A 21,605-nucleotide genomic window follows, 5' to 3' on the forward strand; every position below is an offset into this window, starting at 1 on the left:
CTGGGAGAGACGCGATGACATCCACGAAGCGTTCCTCGGCCTCGCCACCTGTCTGATCACCCACCGCCACGTCCAACGCCTTTGTTAGGACCTCTAAAAGCGACTGCGTCTGCGGGTGTGTGGGGGCTTGTCGCGCCGTTCCTCGCGCCCCTGAAGGCGACTGCGTCTGCGGGTGTGTGGGGGCTTGTCGCGCCGTTCCTCGCGCCCCTAAAGGCGACTGCGTCTGCGGGATCGTTGTGGCTTGTCGCGCCGTTCCTCGCGCCCCTGAAAAGCAGGGGCGCGGGTGGGGCGGCTGGTTTTTAGGGGACCGGGACTCCCGTTACCGCTGCGGCTAGGGGGTAGGCGCCTGTTTTCAAGGGGGTGCCTACCTTTTCTGTTGCCGTTGTGATCGGGATCAGGGTGGCTGCGTCTGCTGTGGTGACGTAGGCCGTTGTGCCGTTCCAGTCGAGGGTGACGTCGAAGGCTGAGCGGCCTACGGTGATCGGGGTGCCCGGGGCGCCGGTTACCGTGTTGAGCGGGGTGATCGTGTCACCGTTGCTCGCGCTGACCCAGAGGGTGCGGCCGTCGGGGGAGACGGCCAGGCCGTATGCCTGGCCGGTGACCAGGAAGGTCGGGCGGGTCGTGTTGGTGGCGGTGTCGATGGGGGTGACCGTCGAGCCGCCGGAGTTGGATACGTACACCGTCTTTCCGTCGGGGGCCGCGACGACGTTGAACGGGTTCGGGCCGACGGCGATCGGCTTGCCCGCCTTGCCTGTTGTGAGGTTGACCGGGCTCACCGTGCTGTCGTGGATGTTCGCCACGTAGAGGGTGGTGCCGTCCGGGGTGATCGCCATGTTCTCCGGGCCGTCGCCGACCGCGATCTTCGCGCCCGCTGTGCCGGTGGCCAGGTCAATGGGCTGGAGCGCGTCGTCCGAGTAGTCCGCGACCCAGAGGGTCCGGCCGTCGGGGGTGAGGGCGAGGCCCGCCGGGACGTCGCCGACCGCCACCGTTGACGTGACCTTCGCGGCGGCGACATCGATGACGCTCACCGAGTCCGAACCCTGGTTCGCCGCGTAGGCGGTACGGCCGTCCTGGCTGATCACGACCTCCCCAGGGTTGTTGCCCACGGGGATCTCCGTCGATGTGCCGGAGGTCAGGTCCACCGAACTCACCGACGCGCCACTGAAGTTGGCCGTCAGGGCGTGGGTGCTGCCGTCGACAACTTCGTTTATCTGTACCGGTATTGCTCGGCTGATCAGTCCATCTCCGGTGACCGCGACCGACCTTACGCCCGCGGTTGTGTTGGGGGCCGCTGTGAAGGTGACCGTCTCGGTGGCCTTTCCGCCTGGTGGGACGGTGAGCGTGCCGGTGGACGGGGTGATGGTCAGGCCGTCGAATTCCTTGATTTTCCAGGTGGTTGTGGTTGTTGTGGTGGGGGTGGTGGAGCGGTTGTTGGTGATCGTGAGGGTTGCCTTGGTGGTGGCGCCTGGGGTCAGGGACAGGGCGGTGGGGGTGAAGGAGGCGTCCGGGCCCGGGTCGGGGGCCGCGCGCAGGGTCGCGTCGAAGAGGAAGCGGTCCAGTACGCCCGGGGCGATCTGCTGGGGGACCGAGTCGAGTTGCCCGCGCTGCGACTGGAGGCGGGCGTAGAGGGTGGCGACGGCGTCCGTGTCGCCCTGCGTCTGCGCGAGCATCAGCTGTACGGCTGTTCTGCCCGCCTCTCCGTACGCGCCCAGTTTGTCTAGCCAGTGCGAAGTCTCGGTCAGGAAGCCGGAGTTGGGGAGGGTGGCGCGGAGAGTGGCCGGGGCGGCGGCCATCTCCTCGAAGTAGGAGGTGAGGGCGTGGGCCGCCTTGTCGAGGCCGTCGCCGCTCTCGTACGCCGTCGTGAACGCCTTGAGGAGGGGGGTCAGGGTGGGGGACTCGGTGGTGTTGAGGAGGGAGGAGTAGTTGTTCTCCGCGAAGACGCGGAGGGAAGTGGCGGTGCGCTTGGGTGCGTTGGCCGCGAAGTCCTTTACCGAGGCCAGGAAAGCTGCTCGGGGGTTGTACGCCTTCGGGTTCCAGGCGTACGACGCCGACGTGAAGAGGGCCAGTTTGCTGGCCTCCGCCTGGATCATCGGGTTGGCGGTGATGCCCGTGACCTGGGTGGCCACGCCTGCCTCGCGGCCCGTGTAGGGGCCCAGGAGGAGGCGGCTGGTGGTGTAGTCGTTCACCGGGTAGTTGTCCCAGATGAGGATGGGGTGGCCGAACAACTCGCGTGCCTGGCGGGCTTGTTCGGTGCTGATCGTTGGGGCGATGACGCCGACGCCCGTCCATTCGACGACGACCGACGGGTCCAACCGCTCCCGCAGGGCTGTCTTGTAGGGGGAGGCGGAGAGATCCGAGTACTCCGTCGGGACCATCTCCAGCGGGGTCACGTCGGTGTGCGCGTCGACGAAGTCCTTGACGACGCTGTTGAGGAGGGCCGACTGCGCGGCGCCGGCCGCTCCGCCTCCGGTGCCGAACTTCTGCTCGTCGGCAGGGCAGTTCCAGGCGGTGTAGCTGATGTCGTCCAGCGGTACGGCGAACGAGCGCACACCGATCGCGTACAGCGACTCGAATTTGGCGACCAGCGCGTTGATGTCGGCGTGCGAGGAGTAGCAGACCGAGAGGCCGGGGGAGAGGGCGTAGGTGAAGCGGACGTGGTTCGCGGCGGCCCGGTCGACCAGTTGCTTCAGGGTCGCGAGCTGGGCGGGCGGGTAGTCGTCGCGCCAGTTCGCGCGCAGATACGGGTCGTCCTTGGGGGAGTAGACGTACACGTTCTGCTTCGTGCGGCCGTAGAAGTCGAGTTGGGAGAGGCGGTCTTGTTGTGTCCAGGGAGTGCCGTAGAAGCCTTCGATCACTCCACGCAGGGGGGTCGTCGGCCAGTCGCGGACGGTCGCGGCGGGGATCGAGTGCTGAGGGGTGACGAGCTGGCGGAGGCTCTGGGCGGCGTAGAAGGTGCCCGTGGGGTCGACGCCGGACAGGGCGATCGTGCCCTTGCCGGTGGCCAACGTGTAGCCGCCGGAGGGGAGTTGGGTGGGGGGTGCGGCGTGCAGGCGTGTGAGCGCCTTTGCCGTTGCCGGGTTCTCCGTGGGGCCGCCGATGTAGACGGTGAGGGCGGCGGGGGGTACGGGGCGGCCCGCGGTGACCGTACGGATGGTGCGGGCGCCCGCGTCGCGCAGTACGCGTTCGACGAGGGTGCGGGCGGCGGGGTCGGTGGCGTGGCCGACGACCTCGACGACCTGTTTCGGGACCGGCTGCTGTCTGCCGTGGCCGGGGGTCGACTGTTGGGGGGTCGGCCAGATGTGGGGGAAGGGGAGGGGGGACGCGGCGGTGGCGGTGGTGGGGTGGGGCGTCGCCGTCGCGGCGGGGGCCGGGGCGGTGCCCAGCACGCAGAGGGCCAGTGCGGCCAGGAGACCGCTCGCTGACTTCAGTGCCGGGGTCACGGCCGGCTCCGGTTCACTATTTTATCCATCGTGCGGAATCCTGGTGGATGGATTCACCCGACGGCAAGACCCCGACGACTTGCTTTACTGGCCCCATGACCGACATCGAGACCCCCGCTCTCTCCGTCGCCGTCCTCGGCACCGGCATCATGGGCGCCGCCATGGCCCGGAACCTCGCCCGGTCCGGGCACGCCGTCCGGGTGTGGAACCGGACCCGCGCCAAGGCCGAACCGCTGGCCGCCGTGGCCGGAGTCCAGGTGTGTGACACGCCCGCCGACGCCGTCGGGGACGCCGACGTCGTCCTGACGATGCTGTACGACGGTGACGCCGTCCGGGACGTCATGCGCGAGGCCGAGCCGGCGCTCCGTCCGGGTGCCGCGTGGGTGCAGTCGACCACGGCCGGGGTGGACGCGATCGGTGAACTGGGCTCCCTGGCGAGCCAGTGGGGGCTCGCCTTCTTCGACGCGCCCGTACTGGGCACCCGGCAGCCCGCCGAGGCAGGGCAGTTGCTCGTGCTCGCCGCCGGGCCCTCGGAACACCGGGCGGCCGTCGCACCCGTCCTCGACGCGGTCGGCGCCCGCACGGTGTGGACCGGCGAGGACGGCGCCGACGGCAGCGCGACGCGGCTCAAGCTCGTCGCCAACAGCTGGGTGCTCGCCGCCACCAGTGCGACCGGTGAGGTGCTGGCCCTTGCCCAGGCCCTCGGCGTCGACCCGCAGAGCTTCTTCGACGCGATCGCCGGCGGTCCGCTCGACATGGGCTATCTGCGCGCCAAGGCCGGCCTGATCCTGGACGGGAAGCTGACACCGGCGAGCTTCGCGGTGTCCACGGCCGCGAAGGACGCCCGGCTGATCGTCGAGGCGGGCGAGCGCAACGGCGTACGGCTGGACGTGGCCGCCGCGACCGCCGAACGCTTCCGGCGCGCCGCCGAACAGGGGCACGGGGACGAGGACATGGCGGCGGCGTACTTCGCGAGCTTCGACAGCTTCGACAGCTCCGACAGCTCCGAGGAGAAGTAGTTCGACAGCTCCGAGGAGAAGTAGGAAGTAGGGCCCACCCTTACGGAGTCAGCCCACCCGTACCTTTCGGCTGCCGCAGGTTCCGCAGACGGCGTCGGTCAGGGGGGAGCGCATGGCGCGGCCGTCCTCGTCGACGTACTCCAGGGGGTTCAGACAGCCCGCCGGGTCGGGGAGGGAGAAGATCTCGAAGGTGCGGTTCCAGGCCGTGCCGCACGCTAGGCAGGTGAAGGCGAAGGTCTCGGTCAGCTTCTCGGACATGCCGTACTCCCTTGCCGGTGGCGGCCGTTCGGGTGAGTGGGGTGACCCGCGGGGGCGGAGCGGCGCGCAGCTGTACTCCGTACGGCGTCTCCGTACCGCAGGATCGCGGCATGCTGCCCGGATTCCTGACCAAGGCGGTCGAGCTGCTGCTCGGCCGTGAAGGCCGCCCGCTGCACCTGAGGGCGGCGGGCGGGGCCACGGCCGCGCTGGTCGTGGTGATGCTCATCGGCTCGTACGCCGTCGTCGCCGCCGAGGAAGGGGTGCGGGCAGCGAACCTGACGTCGTATCCGAAGGCCCTGTGGTGGTCGGTCGAGACGGCGACGACTGTCGGCTACGGCGACTTCTACCCGGTGACCTTGTGGGGCCGGGTGGTCGGTGCCGTGGTGATGATCCTGGGGATCACCGCGTACGGCATGGTCACCGCCGCGCTGGCCACCTGGTTCGTGGGGCGCGAGGAGAGACGACGGGACGAGCGGCGGCATCAGGGGGTGCGCGGCGCGTACGAGGAGACGGCGGCGGCGCTGCACGAACGGTTCGACCGGGTGGAGCGGATGCTTGCCGGGAGGGACGGGCGGGAGGATCGTGAGCGGTGAGTGTCGTGCTGGGGCCCGCCCCCGTCGGAAGGCGAGGTGCGGGCCCTGGGTGTTGGCGTTGGCGGTTGGCGCGACCGGGTCAGCGAAGCGTGTCCGGGGTGATCTCCACCCCGGCCAAGCCCTCTGTGGCGGGAAGCGCCGGCAGCGCGGGCAGCGCGGGCAGCGCGGGAACCGCAGGTACTGCGGGTACTGCGGGCACCGCGGCCTGAGGAACTTCCAGCGGCGGCAGCGCGACCGGGGGCACTTCCACCGGGAGGGGTGGCAGGCTGCCCAGCAGGCCTCCGAGCAGGTTGCCCAGGGTGTCCAGGAGGCCGCCCACCAGGCCGGTCACCGTGTCCAGGAGGCCACCCACCAGGCCGGTCACCGTGTCGAGGAGGCCGCCGAGCGTTGCCTGGAGCTGGTCCAGGAGGTCCGAGATGGGGTCGGCCATGAGCGCCGCTGCCCTGTTCGACTTCCCGGTGCGTTCCGCCAGGCGCTGCTTGAGCGAGGCCTTCGCCGTCTCGACGGCCGTCGCGAACCCGGCCGCCTGGGCCGGGGTCAGTCGGCCGGTGCCGGTCTGCTCGGTGAGGTCGGTCAGGACCTTGAGCACCGGGGTGAGTACGTCGGTCCGGTCGGCGCGATCGAGGGCGCCGAGGCGCTTCAGCACGCGGTCCGTGGAGGTGGAGGGCGTGAGGGGTGGGAGGGGCCTGGTGGAGGTGGTGGAGGTGGTGGACGTGATGGACCACGACGGGGCGGCGCCGATGGAGGCGTAGACGTCCCGGCTGGCGTCGGTGACGGCGACGGCCGTGCCGACCGGGCCGAATATCAGGGCGGCACAGACGACCGACGACGGTAGGAAGACCCCGCGGGAGCGGGTGCCGAGGCCGGAACGGGATACGAGGGCGCGCATGCGCAGTCCTTTCGAGAGCTGCTCTCTTTGGACCCACGGTGAGAAACCCCGCCACCGGCCGCAACCGCTGGATGACCCTCAGTTACGGCGAGTGTGAGGGGTGTCGCGCCGCTGACCTGCGCATATTCGCGATCCGGGCTCCTGCTGCCTTGTCCGGCCATTCGGCCGTCAGAGGGCGGTCTTGCGGCCCCTGAGGAGGCTGACGCCCGCGCCGAGCGAGACGACCCCCATCCCGACACCGGTCATGACGCCCTGCGTGCCGTCCACGACGAACGGGGCTGCGGCCGCGACGACGAGGTTGAAGAGGAAGAGGAACCAGAGGACGGGCTTGGCGGCGAGCAGGGACTTCATGGGGCTTCCTTCCAGTGGTGGGGGAGGCGTTCGCTTCCGAGGTCAACGATCCCGGGAACGCCTCTCCGTCACGAGGGAGTGCTCTCCCGAACCCTGGGTGTAGCCCGCTACACCCCTCGCGTGTCTCCGAGGCCGGTTGCCGTCGCCGCTACCGCTTGAGCGCCCGGTACCGCTTGAGCAGGGCCGTGATCCGGTCGGGGTCGGCGGCCCCGTTGAGCTCGGTGAGCAGGTCGTCGGGGCAGAGTTCGTACAGGTCGCCCCACCAGCGGCGTCCCCGGTTGCTCCAGATGCGGTAGCCGCCGGGGACGCCCCGGGCGACGTAACGTTTTCTGCTCACTGTCGCTGTTTCTCCGTCCATGCCTTCACAGCTGAGTTCGCCACCAGGGGGCGTCGGGATGGTCGGCCTTGAGGATCCGGGCCCGGTCCAGGATGACGCGGTCCAACTCCCTTATCAGGGTGCGTAGTTCGCGGGCGCTCTTCCTGGGCAGGGCGTGCAGCATCGCTTCGAGGTGGTCGCGGTAGTACCCCGGGCAGCATCCGCATCCGGGGATGCCGCATGCGTCCGCCGGGAACGGCTCGGCGAACCGGCGCAGTGGGCCGTACGCCAGGGTCTTCCACCGGGCGAAGGCCTGCGCCGTGGACTCCGGTAGGCGGCGGACCAGTTCGAGCCGGCGTATGTCGGCCGTGCACGAAGCGGAGAGGTGGTCGATGGAGGCGTACCGCTGTCGGTTCCGTCCCCGTGTGGGAGGCGCGCCCCGTAGGGCGGACGGGCGCCTACGCGGCATCGCCCTTTCGGTTGTCGGTCATGGGAGGGAACGTAGCGGCCGAGGGGGTGGGGGCGCCACGGAGATTCAGGTGGGCGGGGCCGGAAGCGTCCTCGGTGAGGGCGGGTCTATCCCGTGAAAAGGGGCGAAACACAAGCGGTTTAGACTCTCCCCGCAACGGCCCGAAACTCGGTTGGTCAAGAGTGGGCGGAAACAGCCAGACCCGAAGGGTATTCGGCGCTTTGATACGAATAGATTCAGTCACCAAGCGGTACCCGGACGGCACTGTGGCCGTCGACCGGCTCTCCCTCGACATACCGGATCGTTCGATCACCGTCCTCGTCGGCCCCTCGGGCTGTGGCAAGACGACCACCCTGCGGATGATCAACCGGATGGTCGAGCCCAGCGAGGGCACCATCCTCATCGACGGCGTCGACAGCCGGCAGCAGCCGGTCAACACGCTGCGCCGGGGCATGGGATACGTCATCCAGAACGCAGGGCTCTTCCAGCACCGTACGGTCGTCGACAACATCGCCACCGTCCCCCGGATGCTCGGCTGGAGCAAGGACAAGGCGCGCGCCAGGGCGCGGGAGCTGATGGAACGGGTGGGGCTCGACGCCTCGTTCGCCAAGCGCTACCCCTACCAGCTCTCCGGCGGCCAGCAGCAGCGCGTCGGCGTGGCCCGTGCCCTCGCCGCCGATCCGCCGGTGCTGCTGATGGACGAGCCCTTCTCCGCCGTCGACCCCGTCGTCCGCAAGGGGCTTCAGGACGAACTCCTGCGCATCCAGGAGGAGTTGGGCAAGACCATCGTCTTTGTCACGCATGACATCGACGAGGCCGTCAAGCTCGGCACGATGGTCGCCGTACTGCGTACCGGCGGCCGGCTCGCGCAGTTCGCGCCGCCCGCCGAGCTGCTGTCCGACCCCGCAGACGACTTCGTCGAGGACTTCCTCGGCGCCGACCGGGGCATCCGGCGGCTGTCGTTCTTCACCTCCGCCGGGCTGGAACTGCTCACCACCCCGATCGTTGCGATCGACGCCACCGCCGAGCAGCTCGCCGCACGCGGCACGACCGAGGCCCCCTACCTCCTCGTCACCGACCTGGACGGCCGCCCGCTCGGCTGGGGCGAGCCGGGCGCGCTGACGGCCGGACAGATCGACGCCGGCCGACTGCTCCCGTACGGACGGCCGTTCGCCGCCGGACGCGACACCCTGCGTGCCGCCCTCGACTGTGCCGTTCTGTCGCCCACCGGCTGGGCGGTCGCCGTCGACGCGGAGGGCCGGGCCGCCGGAGTCGTCTCGCAGGCGGCCATCGGCGAGGCCATCCGCGGTGCCCACGCGGCGGGTGGCCATGCGGCAGGTGGGCATGCGGTGGGCGGTGATGTGGCGGGTAGGCAGGGGACGCCTTCCACCGGGGCCGGCTCCCGGAAGGCCACCGCCCGGTGAACCGCTTCTTCGACATTCCCAGCGACCTTCAGCACGACTGGCTCGGCCTCATCGGGCTCCATCTGCGTGAGGCCCTGCTGCCCGTGCTGGGCGGGCTGCTGCTCGCGCTTCCGCTGGCCCAGCTGTGCGTGCGGCTGCGCTGGCTGTACCCGCCCGTGCTGTGGGTGACGACCGTCCTCTACGCGATCCCGTCCCTGGCCTTCTTCGTCGTCCTCATCGACTACACCGGCCAGACCGAACTGACGGTGATGATCCCGCTCACCGTCTACAGCCTGGTCGTGCTCGTCCCGGCGATCGTCGACGGTGTCCGTTCGGTTCCGCAGGAGACGCTCGCCGCCGCGACCGCCATGGGCTTCGGGCCCGTACGCCGTTACCTCCAGGTCCAGTTGCCGATCGCGGTGCCCGCGATCATCGCCGGGCTGCGGGTGGCCACCGTGTCCAGCATCAGCCTCGTCAGCGTCGGCATGCTGATCGGCAACCAGGGCGCGCTCGGCAACCTGCTGCACGACGCGCAGATCTACAACCGGCCCGAACTCGCCTGGAACTCCGTGATCACCAGCGCCGCCCTCGCGGTGCTCGCGGACGCCCTGCTGGTCGTCGTACGCGTCCTGCTCACCCCCTGGATGCCGAGCGCGACGCGCCGCGCGAAGTCCAAGTCCGCCGGGGTCCGCCCCGAACCGGCGGTGCCCGCACTGGAGGACGCAGCCCGGTGAACGTACTCAACTTCATCAACGCCTTCTTCAGCGACAGCGCGCACTGGAAGGGCTACGACGGCATCCCGACCCGCCTGTGGGAGCACGTCCAGTACTCGCTGCAGGCGCTCGCCCTCGCCGCCGCGATCGGCCTGCCGATCGGGCTGATCACCGGTCACTACGGGCGCGGCGGCAACGTCCTGTCCCTGGTGGCAACCGCCGGGCGCGCGCTGCCCACCTTCGGTCTGCTGGTGGTGACGACCCTCGCGCTGGGCTTCGGCATGGCGCCCGTGATGATCCCGCTGGTCGTCCTCGCCGTACCGCCGATCCTGGTCACCACCTACGAGGCGATGCGCTCCGTGGATCCGTCGCCGGTGGACGCCGCGCGGGGCATGGGGATGCGCGAGTCCGGCATCCTGCTGCGCGTCGAACTGCCCGTCGCGCTCCCGCTGATCCTCGGCGGGCTGCGTTCGGCGGCCATCCAGATCGTCTCCACGGCCACCATCGCCGCGTACGTCAGCCTCGGCGGCCTCGGCCGCTACATCGTCGACGGTCTCTACCAGCACAACTACGAGAAGGTGGTGGGCGGCGCGACCCTGGTCGCGGGCATGGCCCTTGCGACGCTCGCCGTGTTCTGGGCGGCGACGAAACTGACGGTCTCGCCGGGGGTGCGGAGGAGCAACTAGTCTGCGGTGGCCCGGTGTTGCGCCGGGCCACCGGATACGGAAGCCGGACCCGTCAGGCTTCCGAGCGGGCCAGGGCCTGTTCCAGTACGACGAGCAGGGCGTCCCGTACGGAGCCTCGCTCGCGGGCGTCGAAGACCAGCAAGGGCACGCCCTCGGACACGTCGAGGGCCCAGCGGACCTCGTCCAGCGTGTGCACGGTCTGGCCGTCGAAGGCGTTGACGGCGACGGCGAACGGGATCTGCTTGTGCTCGAAGTAGTCGACGGCGGCGTAACAGTCGTCCAGGCGGCGGGTGTCGACGATGACCAGCCCGCCGACCGCGCCCTCCACGATGTCGTCCCACATGAACCCGAACCGTTCCTGACCGGGCGTGCCGAACAGGTACAGCTTCAGTGTCGGGTCGATGGTGATGCAGCCGAAGTCCATCGCGACCGTGGTCGTGGTCTTGCGCGGGGTGTGGCTGAGGTCGTCGACGCCCGCCGCGACCTCGGTGATGGCCGCCTCGGTGGTCAGCGGCTCGATCTCGGAGATCGAGCCGACGGCGGTGGTCTTGCCCACGCCGAAGCCACCCGCGATCACCAGTTTGACCGGCAACGGCGGCCGTACGGAGGCCTGTCCGGCGGAGGTGCGGACGAGCGGTTCAGTCGGTGTCACGGAGTACCCTCCGGGAGTCGGGGATGGCCCGCAGGCCATCGATAACCCTGCGCAGAACGGATGCGTCGTGGGTGACGCCGGAGTCGGGCACGTGCACCGACAGCTGCCCCGCCGTGCGGAGGTCCTCGGCGAGGACCCGCACCACGTTCAGATGCAGCCGCAGCCTGGCCGCGATCTCCGCGATGGACTGCGGGACGCGGCAGGCGGCGACGATGTCGTGCTGTTCGAAGGAGAGGCGGTCGAGCGCGGCGAGGCCGCCGGTGGTGGCCACCAGCTGGGTCTCCACGGGCATCGTCCTGCCGGACGACGCCTCGCCCGCGCCGCCCGCGACCCGGCCGGCGGTGACCAGGAAGGGCCGGACGGCGGACGCGGGGCCCACGGGGGCGACGCCGTCCTCGCCGGCCCCGCGCGGTGTGTGGCCGTCCGCCATCGGTGTTCGCTCTCTCTACGGACTCTGCGGTGTCTCTACGGGTTGCGTACTGGCTGTCTACGGGCCGTCTACGTGCCGTCTACGGGCGTTCAGCGCGTGTGCGTTGAGCCGACGCTGTTCTTCAGTTCCAGGACGAGCTGCGGACTGAGCGCGCTGCCGGCGCGGTTGGCGAACACCGTCATCTCGTAGGCGATGTTGCCGAGCTTGGCCTCCTTGCCGGTGACGACGCCGAGCACGGCGCCGCTGCCGATCGCGGAGACCAGGACGTGGCCGCCTTCGAGGTCGATGATGACCTTGTTCAGGCCGCCGAGACCGTAGTTGCCTGAGGCGCCGGCGGCCAGGCTGGTGATGCCCGAGACGATCGCGGCCAGCCGTTCCGAGTCGGCGTGCTCGCGGAGCGCCGACACGGCGATCAGCAGCCCGTCGGAGGACACCGCGATGGCGTCCACGACCCCTGCGGTCTCGGTGGCGAAACGACTCAGCAGCCAAGTGAAGTCGGCTGCGGCGGCCCGCAGATCGATCGGCTGGGCGTCTCCGGCGGGAGTCTCACCTGTCGACGTGCTCACTGCTCGGCTCCTTCCGGAGTGTGATTCTGGTGGATCTGGTGGATCTGGTGGTGCGGGGTGTCTGCGACGCTGATCTGGTCGGTGATCGGCCCGGGCCGGTCGGACGGGTCGGACGGCGCTGTCCGGTCGGCCCGGTCGGGCGAAACGTCGGGACGGTGATCGCTCTGGCGAGCGAGCGGGCCTTCGGTGGGGCGGGGGTGCTCGCCGGTGTCGCGGTGGGCGCGGGCCACGGCCGCCTCGAACTCGTCCAGCGCGTCGCGCACGGCGTCCGCGTCGACGGGGCGGGCGGTCTGCCGCGCGGCCTGCTGGGCGGCGGCGTCGACGGTCGTCCGCAGCGTGGCCCCACGCACCCGCCGCCGAAGCGGACGGGAGCCGTCGGGCCCGACGGCAAAGGGATCGGCCCCGGCCGGGGCGGGGGCACCGGCGGTGGGCTGGGGTCCGGCCGGGGAGGGGCCTCCGGCGGAGGGCTGGGACCCGGCCGGGTGGTGGAGGCCGTTGCCGGAGGCTGCCGGGTAGGCGTGCGTGGGTTGCTCCGGCGTGCGGGCGGGGGGCAGGGGCCCGGCGGGAGAGGAAGGGGCACCGGCGGTGGGCTGGAGTTCGGCCGCGTGGGAGTGGCCGGTCTCGGCGGCTGCCGGGTAGGTGTGCGGGGGCTGTTCCGGCGTGCGGGCGGGGGGCAGGGGCCCGGCGGGGGAGGAAGGGGCACCGGCGGTGGGCTGGGGTCCGGCCGCGTGGTCGTGCCCTGTCTCGGACGCTGCCGGGTAGGCGTGCGAGGGCTGTTCCGTTGTACGGGCGGGGGGCTGGGTCCCGGCCGAGGAGGTGGCGCCGGCGGTGGGCTGGGGCGCGGCCGTGTGGTCGTGGCCGTTTCCGGAGGTTGCCGGCTCGGCGTGCGTGGGCTGCTCCGGCGTACGGGCGAAGGGCGAGGGTCCGGCCGGGTGGTTGAGGCCGGTCTCGGCGGCTGCCGGGTAGGCGTGCGAGGGCTGTTCCGTTGTACGGGCGGGGGGCTGGGCACCGGCCGGGGAGGAGGTGGCGCCGGTGGTGGGCTGAGGGCCGGGCGGGTGGGCGGTTGTACCGGTGTGGGTGGTGTGGGCCGTCGGTGTACTGGTGTGGGAGCCGGGGGTGTCTTCCGCGTGGGTGTGGAGTTGCGGCTCGGTGGCGCGTGGTGTCGGGATACCGGGGGCGTGGGTGTGTGCCGGCTCGGCGGAGACGGTCGCCGGGGCCTCGGTGTCCTGTTCGTTCGGGGGTGTGTCGCGGCGGGGGACCCGGCGGGGGAGGCTGGTCGTCTCCTCCTCCTTCGTGGCCCAGGACGGGACCTTCGCCGGGGTCGGTGCCGGGATCGAGGCCGACGGGGACGGGCCGGCCGCGGGGGCCGACGGCGCGGCGAGTGCGGTGGGGACGGGAGGCGCGGCCGCGTCGGCGGAGCGGCCCGTCGGGGCCAGTTCGTTCGTCGGCTGGAGCAGTGTTGAGGGGATCATCACCTCGGCCGTCACGCCGCCGCCCGGCGTACGGGACAGGGTGACGTCCACGTCCCAGCGGCGCGCCAACGCCCCGACCACGAACAGGCCCAGCACCTTTGTCGGGACGACGTCGAGGCGTTCGCGGCGTACGAGGCGGGCGTTCTCCTCGGCGATGCGCTCGGCGCTCATGCCGAGCCCGTGGTCCGCGACGGTGACCGACGCGCTGTCGTGGTCGGAGGAGACGACCACCTCGACGGGGCTGTCCGCGGGCGAGAACGACACGGCGTTCTCGAGGAGTTCGGCGATCATCAGCGTCAGGTCGCCGATGAGTTCGGGCTCGACCATGGCCTCGGTCGCGGCCCGCAGCCGTACCCGCCGGAAACCCTCGATCTGGCCCAGCGCGGCACGTACGACGTTGGTGAGCGCGATCGGCCCCGAGTCCAGCACGGTCTCGCGGATGCCGGCCAGCAGCATCAGGCTGTCGGCGTTGCGGCGCAGGCGGACCGCGATGTGGTCGATGGAGTAGAGGCGTTCGAGGAGGGCCGGGTCGGTCTCGCCGCGCTCCACCGCGTCGATCAGCGCGAGTTGACGGGTCGTCAGGTTGCTCACGCGGCGACCGACGTTGCCGAACATCTCGGCGACGTTGCGCCGGCTCAGCACCTGCCGCTCCAGCAGCGCGGCGGCGGTGGTCTGCACGTTGTTGAACGCCTCGGCGAGTTCACCGATCTCGTCGTCGGCGGTGACCGGCAGCTGCCGCAGCCGCGGGGAGCCGGACTCCTCGGCGTCGTCGTCGGCGACCCGGGCGAGCTCGCGGCCCGCCACGTCGGCGACTTCCTGGGCGGCGCCCGTCAGCGCCAGCACCGGCCGGACCACGGAGCGGCGGACCAGGATGGAGAAGGCGATCCACACGGCGAAGCAGAGCAGCGCCAGGGTCAGCAGCAGGCCCGCCCGCCACTTGGCACTGCTGGCGGTGTCGTCGGCCCGGTCGGCGATCTGGTCGATGAGCGACGCGGTGATCTTCAGCCGGGTCTCGGCCTGCTTGCTGTAGTCGGGGTAGGAGGCGATGGCCGCCCGGAACGCCGCACGGATCTGGCCCTTGGACTCCGCCTGCAACGCGCTGGGGTCCACGGCCAGTTCGGCGTAGTGCTGGCTGATCGAGGCCTGGGAGGCGTTGTGTTCGATGCCGCCGAACTCGTCCGCCTGCGCCTCACTGGCGAACCGGCCGAACCGCTCGGACTGGTAGGTGAACAGCTCGTAGGAGCCCACGGCACCGGTGAACTCGATGAGCGCGTTGCTGTCGCCGGTCCGCGCGGAGAACACGCCGGTCTCGAACGCGCCGTGCGCCGCGTCGGCGCGCAGCAGGGAGTCGAGAAGGTTGCCGGTGAAGGTGGTCGCGAGGTCGGCGTTGCGGTCGAGGCCCAGACCGTCGATGAGGCCGTCGGCGGCGCCCGAGTACGCCGGGTCGATGTTGGTGGCGGGCAGATAGCCCTGCTCGATGGTGGCGCGCAGGCCGGACAGGCCCTGGACGTCCTTGAGCGCCTGCACCTCGGTGTCCGGCAGCCGGCCCCCGAAGGCGTCGACCACCTTCTGCACCTGCGCGTCCACGGCGATCTGCGCCTTGCGGTAGGCGTCGGTGGAGGGGGCGCCGCCGTCGAGGGACGCCTCGTACCGTACGGAGAGCAGGATGGCCTGCTGGTGTTCGTCCTGGAGCGTGGCGACGAGCTGCGCGACCTGGGCGCTGTCGCGCACCAGTTGGGCGGCGTTCTCCGCGCGGTTGGACTCCTGCACCAGGTCGACGATGAGGTACGCCAGCAGCAGCGCGATCACCGTCAGCGGGATACCGACTAGTACGTTCAGTTTGCGCTGGAAGGGCCATCGGTCGGCGAAGCCCCGCAGACCCCGACGCGCGGACGTCGGTGCCGAGGATGCCGACCGGGCTGACGCGTCCACCTCTTTCGTGGACACCGGGCCTCCTTCAGAGGGTGTTGCAGGCGTGCGACGGCGCGAACGATCAATGACGAACGCTCAATGACGAACGCCCAATGACGAGCGATCAATCACGAACGATCAATGACGAACGATCAATGACGAACGATACGGAAGCGGCCCCCGCACACCGCTGTGGCCCCCGCCCACGGCTGTGGCGGACGCCAACCCCGGCGAGACTATCCCTTCTTCGAACTGTCGAGCGGGTTGCCCTAAGTCAAGAATCCATCACGAAGCGGCACGCGCGGACTTGTCGCCAAGTGATCACGTATCGAAGTCAATCGGTAACCCGATTCCTCTTGACTGATCAAGAAGTGGCTGGATTGGATCAGAGCAAAGTGTTTGAGTTCTCATCAATCCTCCAGCCCGGAACGGGAACCGTGACTACCAACGCCCACAGCAGCAGGCCCCTCAGGAACCACCCCGGTGCGGCGGCCGTCGCCCTCGCGGCGGCGACAGTCCTGCTGGCGGGATGTTCCTCCTCGTCCGACACCAAGTCCGACCCGCTCGCCGGCGACAAGGCCGCCAGTGACACCGTGGTCGTCGGCTCCAACAACTTCGCCGAGAGCATCCTGCTCGCCGACATCTACGGCGAGGCCCTGAAGGCCAAGGGCATCAAGGTGACCTACAAGCCCAACATCGGCAGCCGCGAGACCACTTACGGCCTGCTCAAGAACGGTTCCATCACCGTTCTGCCCGAGTACAACGGCTCGCTGCTGGCCTACCTCGACGCGAAGGCCGCGCAGACCTCGCTCGAGACCGTCAACGCGGCGGCCAAGGCCAAGCTCGACTCCAAGCTCACGCTGCTCGAGTCGTCGCCGGCCGAGGACAAGGACTCCGTCACCGTCAACGCGGCGACCGCGAAGCAGTACAACCTGACCGCGTCCTCCACGCTCGCCGACCTCAAGGACATCGCGCCCAACCTGGTCCTCGGCGGCTCGCCCGAGTTCCAGACCCGTCAGCAGGGCATGGTCGGCCTGGAGTCGGTGTACGGGCTGAAGTTCAAGTCCTTCAAGGCGCTCGACGCGGGCGGCCCGCTGACCCAGGCCGCGCTGAAGAAGAACACGGTGCAGGCCGCGGACATCTTCACGACGGACCCGACCATCCTCAAGGAGAAGTTCGTCGTCCTCCAGGACCCGAAGAACCTCTTCGGATTCGCGAACGTGACCCCGCTGGTCTACAAGAGCGGGCTCTCCCAGGAGGGCGTCGCCGCGCTCAACGCCGTCTCCGCCAAGCTCGACACGAAGGCCCTGCTCGCCATGGACACCCAGGTGCAGCTGGAGAGCAAGGACCCGCTGGACGTCGCCAAGGCCTGGCTGAAGACGGTCGGCCTGGGCTGACACTCCGACGCCCTCGCGCTTGGCGTTTGACATACGACACCCTCACCGTCGGCGAGCCGCTCGTGCTCGCCGACGGTGAGGCATGTCCGGCTGACCGTCATCCGGCGGGCCGTCACCCTGCGGGCCGTCAACCTGCGGGCCGTCAACCTGCGGGTGGTCACCCTGCGGGCCGTCACCCTGCGGGTCGTCAATTGACCCCGCCCAGCAGCAGGGCGAGTCCGCGTTCGACCTCCGGGCCCAGGTCCTCCATGCCCGGTGCGACAACGCCGTACGAGCGGTGCAGAAACCGCTGCAGCTGTGCCGTACGGAACCGGATCACGGCCAACCCGTACGGCGAGTGCAGTTCCACGACCGTGTGCACGGGGCCGCACGGCCAGAGATGGACCTCGCCGATACCGGCCGGGTGCTCCAGCCCCTCTTCCAGGAGCAGTCGGGAAAACGTCCAGGTCACCTCCTCGCCCTCCGCCGAGACCTCGACGGGGAAGTCGATGTGGACGGCGATCGGGTCGGCGGCTTCGTAGCGCAGGGTGACGACGAGTGAAAGCTCCTCGTAACCCGGGGTGATCAGGCGGGCGCGTGCGGACTGCTCCAGGGAACGCTGGGGTCTGTGCATGATCGACTTCCCGTTCAGGTGGGCGTTGGGCCGGTGGTGCCGAACTGCCTTCTCGACCTCCGCGACTGCCCCGGCATTACGCCGAAACGGGAGTCACCCCATGTGACCTGCGTCACTTTCGGTAATTAGTTGAGTTTTTTGTCATCTAGCCTTACAAACTCAGCCCCAATGCCCCATCCGCAGGTAACTGGAGCGTTCCTGCCCATGATTGACAACACCGCCACCGCGACCGACGCGTACGCCCGTATCTACGAGGAACAGCAGCCGCGTCTCGTCGCGTACGCACGTTCGCTCACCAAGAGCAGCTGGGCCGCGGAGGACCTCGTCGCCGAGGCGCACTTCCGCGTGTGGCGGCGCCTGGCGGCGGGGCACGAGATCGACAACGTCCCCGCGTACCTGATGACGACGGTCCGGCACCTCGCGGCGAGCGTGGGCAGCAGCTCGGCGCGCGAGACGCCGCAGGACCCGCAGGACAGGTCGGAGCGGCTGGACCGGACGGGTGGGCTCGAGAGGTCCGAGCGGGTCGTCTCCCAGGGGCGGCACGTCGAGGACCCCGCCGAACAGGTGTCCTCGGTCGACCTGTTGGTACGGGTGCTCGGCCAGCTCCCCGACCGCTGGGTCAAGGCGCTGTGGCTCGCCGAGGCGGAGGGGCAGCCCCTGGCGGCGATCGGCCCCCAGATCGGTACCGGTACGAAGGAGGGCGCCACCGCCGTACTCCTCCACCGCGCCCGCGAGGGCATGCGCCAGGCCTTCCTGCGCGAGCAGCCCGGCCGCCCGGACAACACGGCGTGCGAGCCGTACTGGGTGCGCATGCCCGCGTACGTACGCGGCACCGCGACCCGCCGCCAGTCCGACCAGCTTCTCGCCCACGCGGACACCTGCGACGACTGCCGCCACCGACTCGCCCTGCTGATGCGCACGAACGACCGCCTGCCCGCGCTGGTCGGCCCGGCACTGCTGGTGCTGGTTGTGGGCGGCACGGGGAAGTACTTGCTGTCGCTGGCGGCGAGTAGTGCGGGTGCGGCGAGTGCGGTGTCCGGGGTGTCTGGGGTCTCTGGGGCCACTGGGGCCGCTGGTGGCGCTGGTGGCGCTGGTGGCGCTGGTGTCCCGGGGGTGTCTGCCGTGGCCGGTCATGGTGGGGGCGGGCTGCATGTGGCGCATGCCGTGCGCGCGGTACGTCATGTCGTGGCCGGTGGTTCGAAGGTGCCCAAGGCGCTCGCGCTGAGCACGGGGGCGGCGGCAGCGGCCGTCGCGGTCACCCTCGCGCTCACCTCTCCCCAGGTTCACCTGGAGGAACGCGCCAGGATCCCGCTCGCGGACAACCCGTTGGCACCGGCACCGGTGGCGGAGGCGCCTGTGCCACTGAAGGCGGCGCCGGTGGCTGGGCCCGGGGCTGGGCCCGTGAACTCCCCGGTGAGGGTGGCTGCGGTTGCGGCTGCGCCGGGGCGGGTTCCGACGGAGGTACGGGGTCCTGCGGCGGGCGGGGCGGTCGCGGGGGCTCCGGGGAGCGGCGGCAGTGGTGTGAGCGACGGTAGTGGTGCAAGTGGCGGTGCGGGTACGGGAGTTGGTGCCGCGCCTGGCCCGAGCACGCCGGCCGAGCCCGCGCCTCCGGCGGAGGAGCCGGTACCGCCGGTGAGCGAGAAGCCGGGGGCGTCTGTACCGCCGGGGAAGCCGGTGCCGCCGGGGAAGCCGGTGCCGCCGGTGACTCCGGGGGCTTCGGTGCCTCCGGTACCGCCGGGGGAGGGGGAACCTCCGGTTGAGGAGCCGCCGGTTGAGGAGCCGCCGGTGGAGCAACCTCCGGTCACTGAGCCTCCTGTCACTGAGCCGCCGGTGGAGCAACCTCCGGTCACTGAGCCTCCCGTCACCGAGCCTCCCGTCACTGAGCCGCCGGTGGAGGAGCCGCCCGCTGCGGAGCCGCCGGTCACACCGGAGGTTCCGGCGCCGATTCCTGACCCCGCGTCGACCCCGGCGCCCGCTCCGACCCCTGACCCGGAGCCGACCCCGGCGCCCGCCCCGACCCCGGTCCCCGACCCGGCGCCAGTAGTGGCACCGACGCCGGACCCGGACCCGGACCCGGTGTCGGTCACGCCAACTCCCGTAGACCCCAACCCTGTTGACGAGCCACCGGTAGTCGCCGAGCCGCCTGTCGTCGAGGAACCCCCTGTCGATGAGCCGCCTGTCGATGAGCCCCCTGCTGTCGAGGAACCCCCTGTCGATGAGCCGCCCGCCGTCGACGAACCCCCTGTCGACGAACCCCCCGTTCCCGACCCCGGCGGCTGCTGACCCCGGCGGCTGCTGACCCCGGCGGTTGCCGAACCCGGCGGTTGCCGAACCCAGCGGCTGCTGACCCCGGCGGTTGCCGAACCCGGCGGCTGAACCCGGAGCCAAGCGCTGCGGACCGCAGACCGCTTTCGGTTGAATTTCTGCTCGCTGAGCAACCTGCGCATCGATTCGCCTGTCTCACAGGTTGCTCACAGACATGGCTTGGACGCGTGGGGTGCGTCCGTTTGTATGTCGGCCGGTCGTGGGCTGTGTCCAGTCCGGTGCCACTTGACCATGGCGCCGGCAGACAGACGAGGAACCGATGACCACTCAGCAGCACAGCAGAGCCAGCATCAGGAACCAGATCGAACGCAACGGCAGCCGCCTGAAGCATTCGGCACTCGCCGCGGGGGCCGCACTGGCCGTCGTGGTGTCGGTGGCCGGAGCGGCGCCGGGGGCGGGGGCGGCCTCGGGCGCCGCGCCCACGAAGCCCAAACTCCGGCTCGTGGCCGCGACGGACACCGTCACGACCCAACGCTGGGAAGGGGAACCCGGCGTCTACGTGGACCTCGGCACGTACATCACCGTGGACGACGTACCGCTCGAGTTCAAGGTGACCCGGAAGTCGTACAACGACCCGGTGATCGCCGAGCAGATCACCCGCAAGAACGGCAAGGCGGAGGCGAAGAAGCTGCCCGCCGGCCTGGTGAAGGACTTCGCGGGCCTGCCCGGCTTCCTCGAGGTGTCGTTCAAGAACGCGGCAGGGCAGGAGGTCGCGAAGAACAGCGGCACGTTCTGCCCGAACAACGCCTCGGGACGTATCCGCCCGGACGGCCCGGCGACCTCGCACTTCCCGGAGAGCTGCTCCGGCAACCCGTTCACGCTGGGCGGGATCTGGGGCATCGAGAAGGGCTGGGCGGCCAACGTCAGCTCGATCGACTACAGCAAGCCGGTCGATCTGCCGGTGGGCGAGTACACGGCGAAGGTGTCGGTCGGGAAGAAGTACCGCGACCTGTTCGGCATTCCCAATGACCAGCCGACGATCAAGGTGACGGTGCTGCCGCCGAGCGACGAGGGCGAAGGGGGCGGAGAAGGCGGAGGCGGCGTCGGCCTGACCTCACGGTCCTCCGCCCACCACGCCGGAAGCCATGGAGCCCATGGAGCCCATGGAGCCCATGCAGGCCATGGGGCCCTGCAGTCCGGCCCGCCCGCCTCGTCGCACCACTACGGTCCGCGCGGCGCGGACATGCCCACCCTGCCGGCCTTCCCCAACGCGCTCGTCGACCGGGGTATGGCACACCACCTGGGTGACGGCCCGGGCCACACCGACGGTTCGCGCGTCGCGCCCGCGCTGAAGGCCGCCGCCCAGCGGCCCACGGGCAGGGCGGGCGTACCGGCCAACGTGCCCAAGCCGGACCTGCGTTCACTGCCGGCGTGGGACATCGCCGTCACGGACGGCGAGGACGGGGACGTACCCGGCAAGGACTACCTGGCGTTCAGCGCGAACGTCTGGAACGCGGGCCCGGCCCCGCTGGTCGTCGACGGTTTCCGTCGGCTGGGCAAGGACCTGATGGACGCCTACCAGTACTTCTACGACGCGAACGGCAAGCAGGTCGGCTACACCCCGACCGGCACCATGGAGTGGGACCCGCGGATCGGCCACGAGCACTGGCACTTCACCGACTTCGCGAGCTACCGCCTCCTGAGCGCCGACCAGACGAAGGAGGTGCGCAGCGGCAAGGAGGCGTTCTGCCTGGCCAACACCGACGCGATCGACTACACGGTGAAGAACGCCAACTGGCACCCGTACAACACCGACCTGTCGACCGCGTGCGGTGAGAAGAGCGCGCTGTCGGTCCGCGAGGTCCTGGACGTCGGCTCCGGCGACACGTACACCCAGTACCGTCCCGGCCAGTCGTTCGACATCACGGGTCTGCCGAACGGCACGTACTACATCCAGGTCATCGCCAACCCGGAGAAGCGCCTCCAGGAGTCCAACCTCAACAACAACGTCGCCCTGCGCAAGGTGATCCTCGGCGGCACGGACGGCGCCCGGACGGTGAAGGTACCGCCGCACGGCCTGATCGACGTGCAGTAGACGCCGAGCGCGCGACCGCAGACCGGCAAACCAGAGGCCCCGGAGAAATAAGTTCCGGGGCCTCTCG

The 21,605-nt window shown here is 70.4% G+C and carries 19 protein-coding genes; 8 read left to right on the forward strand and 11 right to left on the reverse strand.

Going from position 1 to position 21,605, the window contains the following annotated elements; all coding sequences use genetic code 11:
* Positions 1 to 299: 299 nt before the first annotated feature.
* Complete coding sequence (locus tag ABZ855_RS26225; RefSeq protein ID WP_360810777.1) at positions 300 to 3,440, reverse strand: beta-N-acetylglucosaminidase domain-containing protein; 3,141 nt, start codon at positions 3,438 to 3,440, stop codon at positions 300 to 302.
* A 95-nt stretch (positions 3,441 to 3,535) separates the two neighbouring features.
* Here ABZ855_RS26225 and ABZ855_RS26230 point away from each other — a divergent pair, with 95 nt between their 5' ends.
* Positions 3,536 to 4,459, forward strand: a complete 924-nt coding sequence (locus tag ABZ855_RS26230; RefSeq protein ID WP_360810779.1) for an NAD(P)-dependent oxidoreductase — start codon at positions 3,536 to 3,538, stop codon at positions 4,457 to 4,459.
* A 48-nt stretch (positions 4,460 to 4,507) separates the two neighbouring features.
* On the opposite strand, the gene ABZ855_RS26235 is transcribed toward ABZ855_RS26230, so the two are convergent.
* Positions 4,508 to 4,717: a hypothetical protein gene (locus ABZ855_RS26235; RefSeq protein ID WP_360810781.1), complete on the reverse strand. Its 210-nt coding sequence runs from the start codon at positions 4,715 to 4,717 to the stop codon at positions 4,508 to 4,510.
* A gap of 110 nt (positions 4,718 to 4,827) precedes the next feature.
* Here ABZ855_RS26235 and ABZ855_RS26240 point away from each other — a divergent pair, with 110 nt between their 5' ends.
* Positions 4,828 to 5,310, forward strand: coding sequence for a potassium channel family protein (locus ABZ855_RS26240; RefSeq protein ID WP_360810783.1), 483 nt, complete (start codon positions 4,828 to 4,830; stop codon positions 5,308 to 5,310).
* A 79-nt stretch (positions 5,311 to 5,389) separates the two neighbouring features.
* On the opposite strand, the gene ABZ855_RS26245 is transcribed toward ABZ855_RS26240, so the two are convergent.
* The 4 genes from ABZ855_RS26245 to ABZ855_RS26260 all read right to left on the reverse strand — a co-directional run bounded on the left by ABZ855_RS26245 (position 5,390) and on the right by ABZ855_RS26260 (position 7,335).
* Positions 5,390 to 6,199, reverse strand: coding sequence for a hypothetical protein (locus ABZ855_RS26245; RefSeq protein ID WP_360810785.1), 810 nt, complete (start codon positions 6,197 to 6,199; stop codon positions 5,390 to 5,392).
* Positions 6,200 to 6,367: 168 nt separating this feature from the next.
* Complete coding sequence (locus ABZ855_RS26250) at positions 6,368 to 6,550, reverse strand: hypothetical protein (protein WP_360810787.1); 183 nt, start codon at positions 6,548 to 6,550, stop codon at positions 6,368 to 6,370.
* Positions 6,551 to 6,698: 148 nt separating this feature from the next.
* On the reverse strand, positions 6,699 to 6,887 hold the full coding sequence (locus ABZ855_RS26255) for a hypothetical protein (protein ID WP_319205925.1): 189 nt from the start codon (positions 6,885 to 6,887) through the stop codon (positions 6,699 to 6,701).
* A 25-nt stretch (positions 6,888 to 6,912) separates the two neighbouring features.
* Positions 6,913 to 7,335: a hypothetical protein gene (locus ABZ855_RS26260; RefSeq protein ID WP_360810789.1), complete on the reverse strand. Its 423-nt coding sequence runs from the start codon at positions 7,333 to 7,335 to the stop codon at positions 6,913 to 6,915.
* 221 nt (positions 7,336 to 7,556) lie between these two features.
* Between ABZ855_RS26260 and ABZ855_RS26265 the strand changes: the two genes are divergently transcribed.
* Genes ABZ855_RS26265 through ABZ855_RS26275 form a run of 3 tightly spaced genes read left to right on the forward strand, consistent with a single transcriptional unit; the run spans position 7,557 to position 10,137 of the window.
* Positions 7,557 to 8,759: an ABC transporter ATP-binding protein gene (locus ABZ855_RS26265; RefSeq protein ID WP_360810791.1), complete on the forward strand. Its 1,203-nt coding sequence runs from the start codon at positions 7,557 to 7,559 to the stop codon at positions 8,757 to 8,759.
* Complete coding sequence (locus ABZ855_RS26270; RefSeq protein ID WP_319205922.1) at positions 8,756 to 9,472, forward strand: ABC transporter permease subunit; 717 nt, start codon at positions 8,756 to 8,758, stop codon at positions 9,470 to 9,472. The genes ABZ855_RS26265 and ABZ855_RS26270 overlap by 4 nt, the downstream gene beginning before the upstream one ends.
* Entirely contained in the window at positions 9,469 to 10,137 is a 669-nt protein-coding gene (locus ABZ855_RS26275; RefSeq protein ID WP_360810794.1) for an ABC transporter permease, read from the forward strand. Before ABZ855_RS26270 ends, ABZ855_RS26275 begins: the two co-directional genes overlap by 4 nt.
* 52 nt (positions 10,138 to 10,189) lie before the next feature.
* Here ABZ855_RS26275 and ABZ855_RS26280 read toward each other — a convergent pair whose 3' ends face one another.
* The 4 genes from ABZ855_RS26280 to ABZ855_RS26295 form a co-directional block, all read right to left on the reverse strand.
* Positions 10,190 to 10,789, reverse strand: coding sequence for an ATP/GTP-binding protein (locus ABZ855_RS26280; RefSeq protein ID WP_360810796.1), 600 nt, complete (start codon positions 10,787 to 10,789; stop codon positions 10,190 to 10,192).
* A complete protein-coding gene (locus ABZ855_RS26285; RefSeq protein WP_319205919.1) occupies positions 10,776 to 11,219 on the reverse strand; it encodes a DUF742 domain-containing protein in 444 nt (147 codons plus the stop codon). Before ABZ855_RS26285 ends, ABZ855_RS26280 begins: the two co-directional genes overlap by 14 nt.
* An 89-nt stretch (positions 11,220 to 11,308) precedes the next feature.
* Positions 11,309 to 11,785, reverse strand: a complete 477-nt coding sequence (locus ABZ855_RS26290) for a roadblock/LC7 domain-containing protein (protein ID WP_360810798.1) — start codon at positions 11,783 to 11,785, stop codon at positions 11,309 to 11,311.
* On the reverse strand, positions 11,782 to 15,204 hold the full coding sequence (locus tag ABZ855_RS26295; RefSeq protein ID WP_360810800.1) for an ATP-binding protein: 3,423 nt from the start codon (positions 15,202 to 15,204) through the stop codon (positions 11,782 to 11,784). The genes ABZ855_RS26290 and ABZ855_RS26295 overlap by 4 nt, the downstream gene beginning before the upstream one ends.
* A 401-nt stretch (positions 15,205 to 15,605) precedes the next feature.
* On the opposite strand from ABZ855_RS26295, the gene ABZ855_RS26300 reads away from it, so the two are divergent.
* A complete protein-coding gene (locus ABZ855_RS26300; RefSeq protein ID WP_360810802.1) occupies positions 15,606 to 16,565 on the forward strand; it encodes an ABC transporter substrate-binding protein in 960 nt (319 codons plus the stop codon).
* Between the two features lie 187 nt (positions 16,566 to 16,752).
* On the opposite strand, the gene ABZ855_RS26305 is transcribed toward ABZ855_RS26300, so the two are convergent.
* Positions 16,753 to 17,178, reverse strand: a complete 426-nt coding sequence (locus ABZ855_RS26305) for an SsgA family sporulation/cell division regulator (RefSeq protein WP_360810804.1) — start codon at positions 17,176 to 17,178, stop codon at positions 16,753 to 16,755.
* A gap of 204 nt (positions 17,179 to 17,382) precedes the next feature.
* Here ABZ855_RS26305 and ABZ855_RS26310 point away from each other — a divergent pair, with 204 nt between their 5' ends.
* Together ABZ855_RS26310 and ABZ855_RS26315 are read left to right on the forward strand one after the other, a co-directional pair.
* Positions 17,383 to 19,461 carry a sigma factor gene (locus ABZ855_RS26310; protein ID WP_360810806.1) on the forward strand — a complete coding sequence of 693 codons (2,079 nt, stop codon included), beginning with the start codon at positions 17,383 to 17,385 and terminating at the stop codon, positions 19,459 to 19,461.
* Positions 19,462 to 19,762: 301 nt separating this feature from the next.
* Positions 19,763 to 21,538: a lysyl oxidase family protein gene (locus ABZ855_RS26315; protein ID WP_360810808.1), complete on the forward strand. Its 1,776-nt coding sequence runs from the start codon at positions 19,763 to 19,765 to the stop codon at positions 21,536 to 21,538.
* Positions 21,539 to 21,605: the final 67 nt, after the last annotated feature.

This window comes from Streptomyces sp. NPDC047042 (assembly GCF_040644035.1).
Lineage (GTDB): Bacteria > Actinomycetota > Actinomycetes > Streptomycetales > Streptomycetaceae > Streptomyces.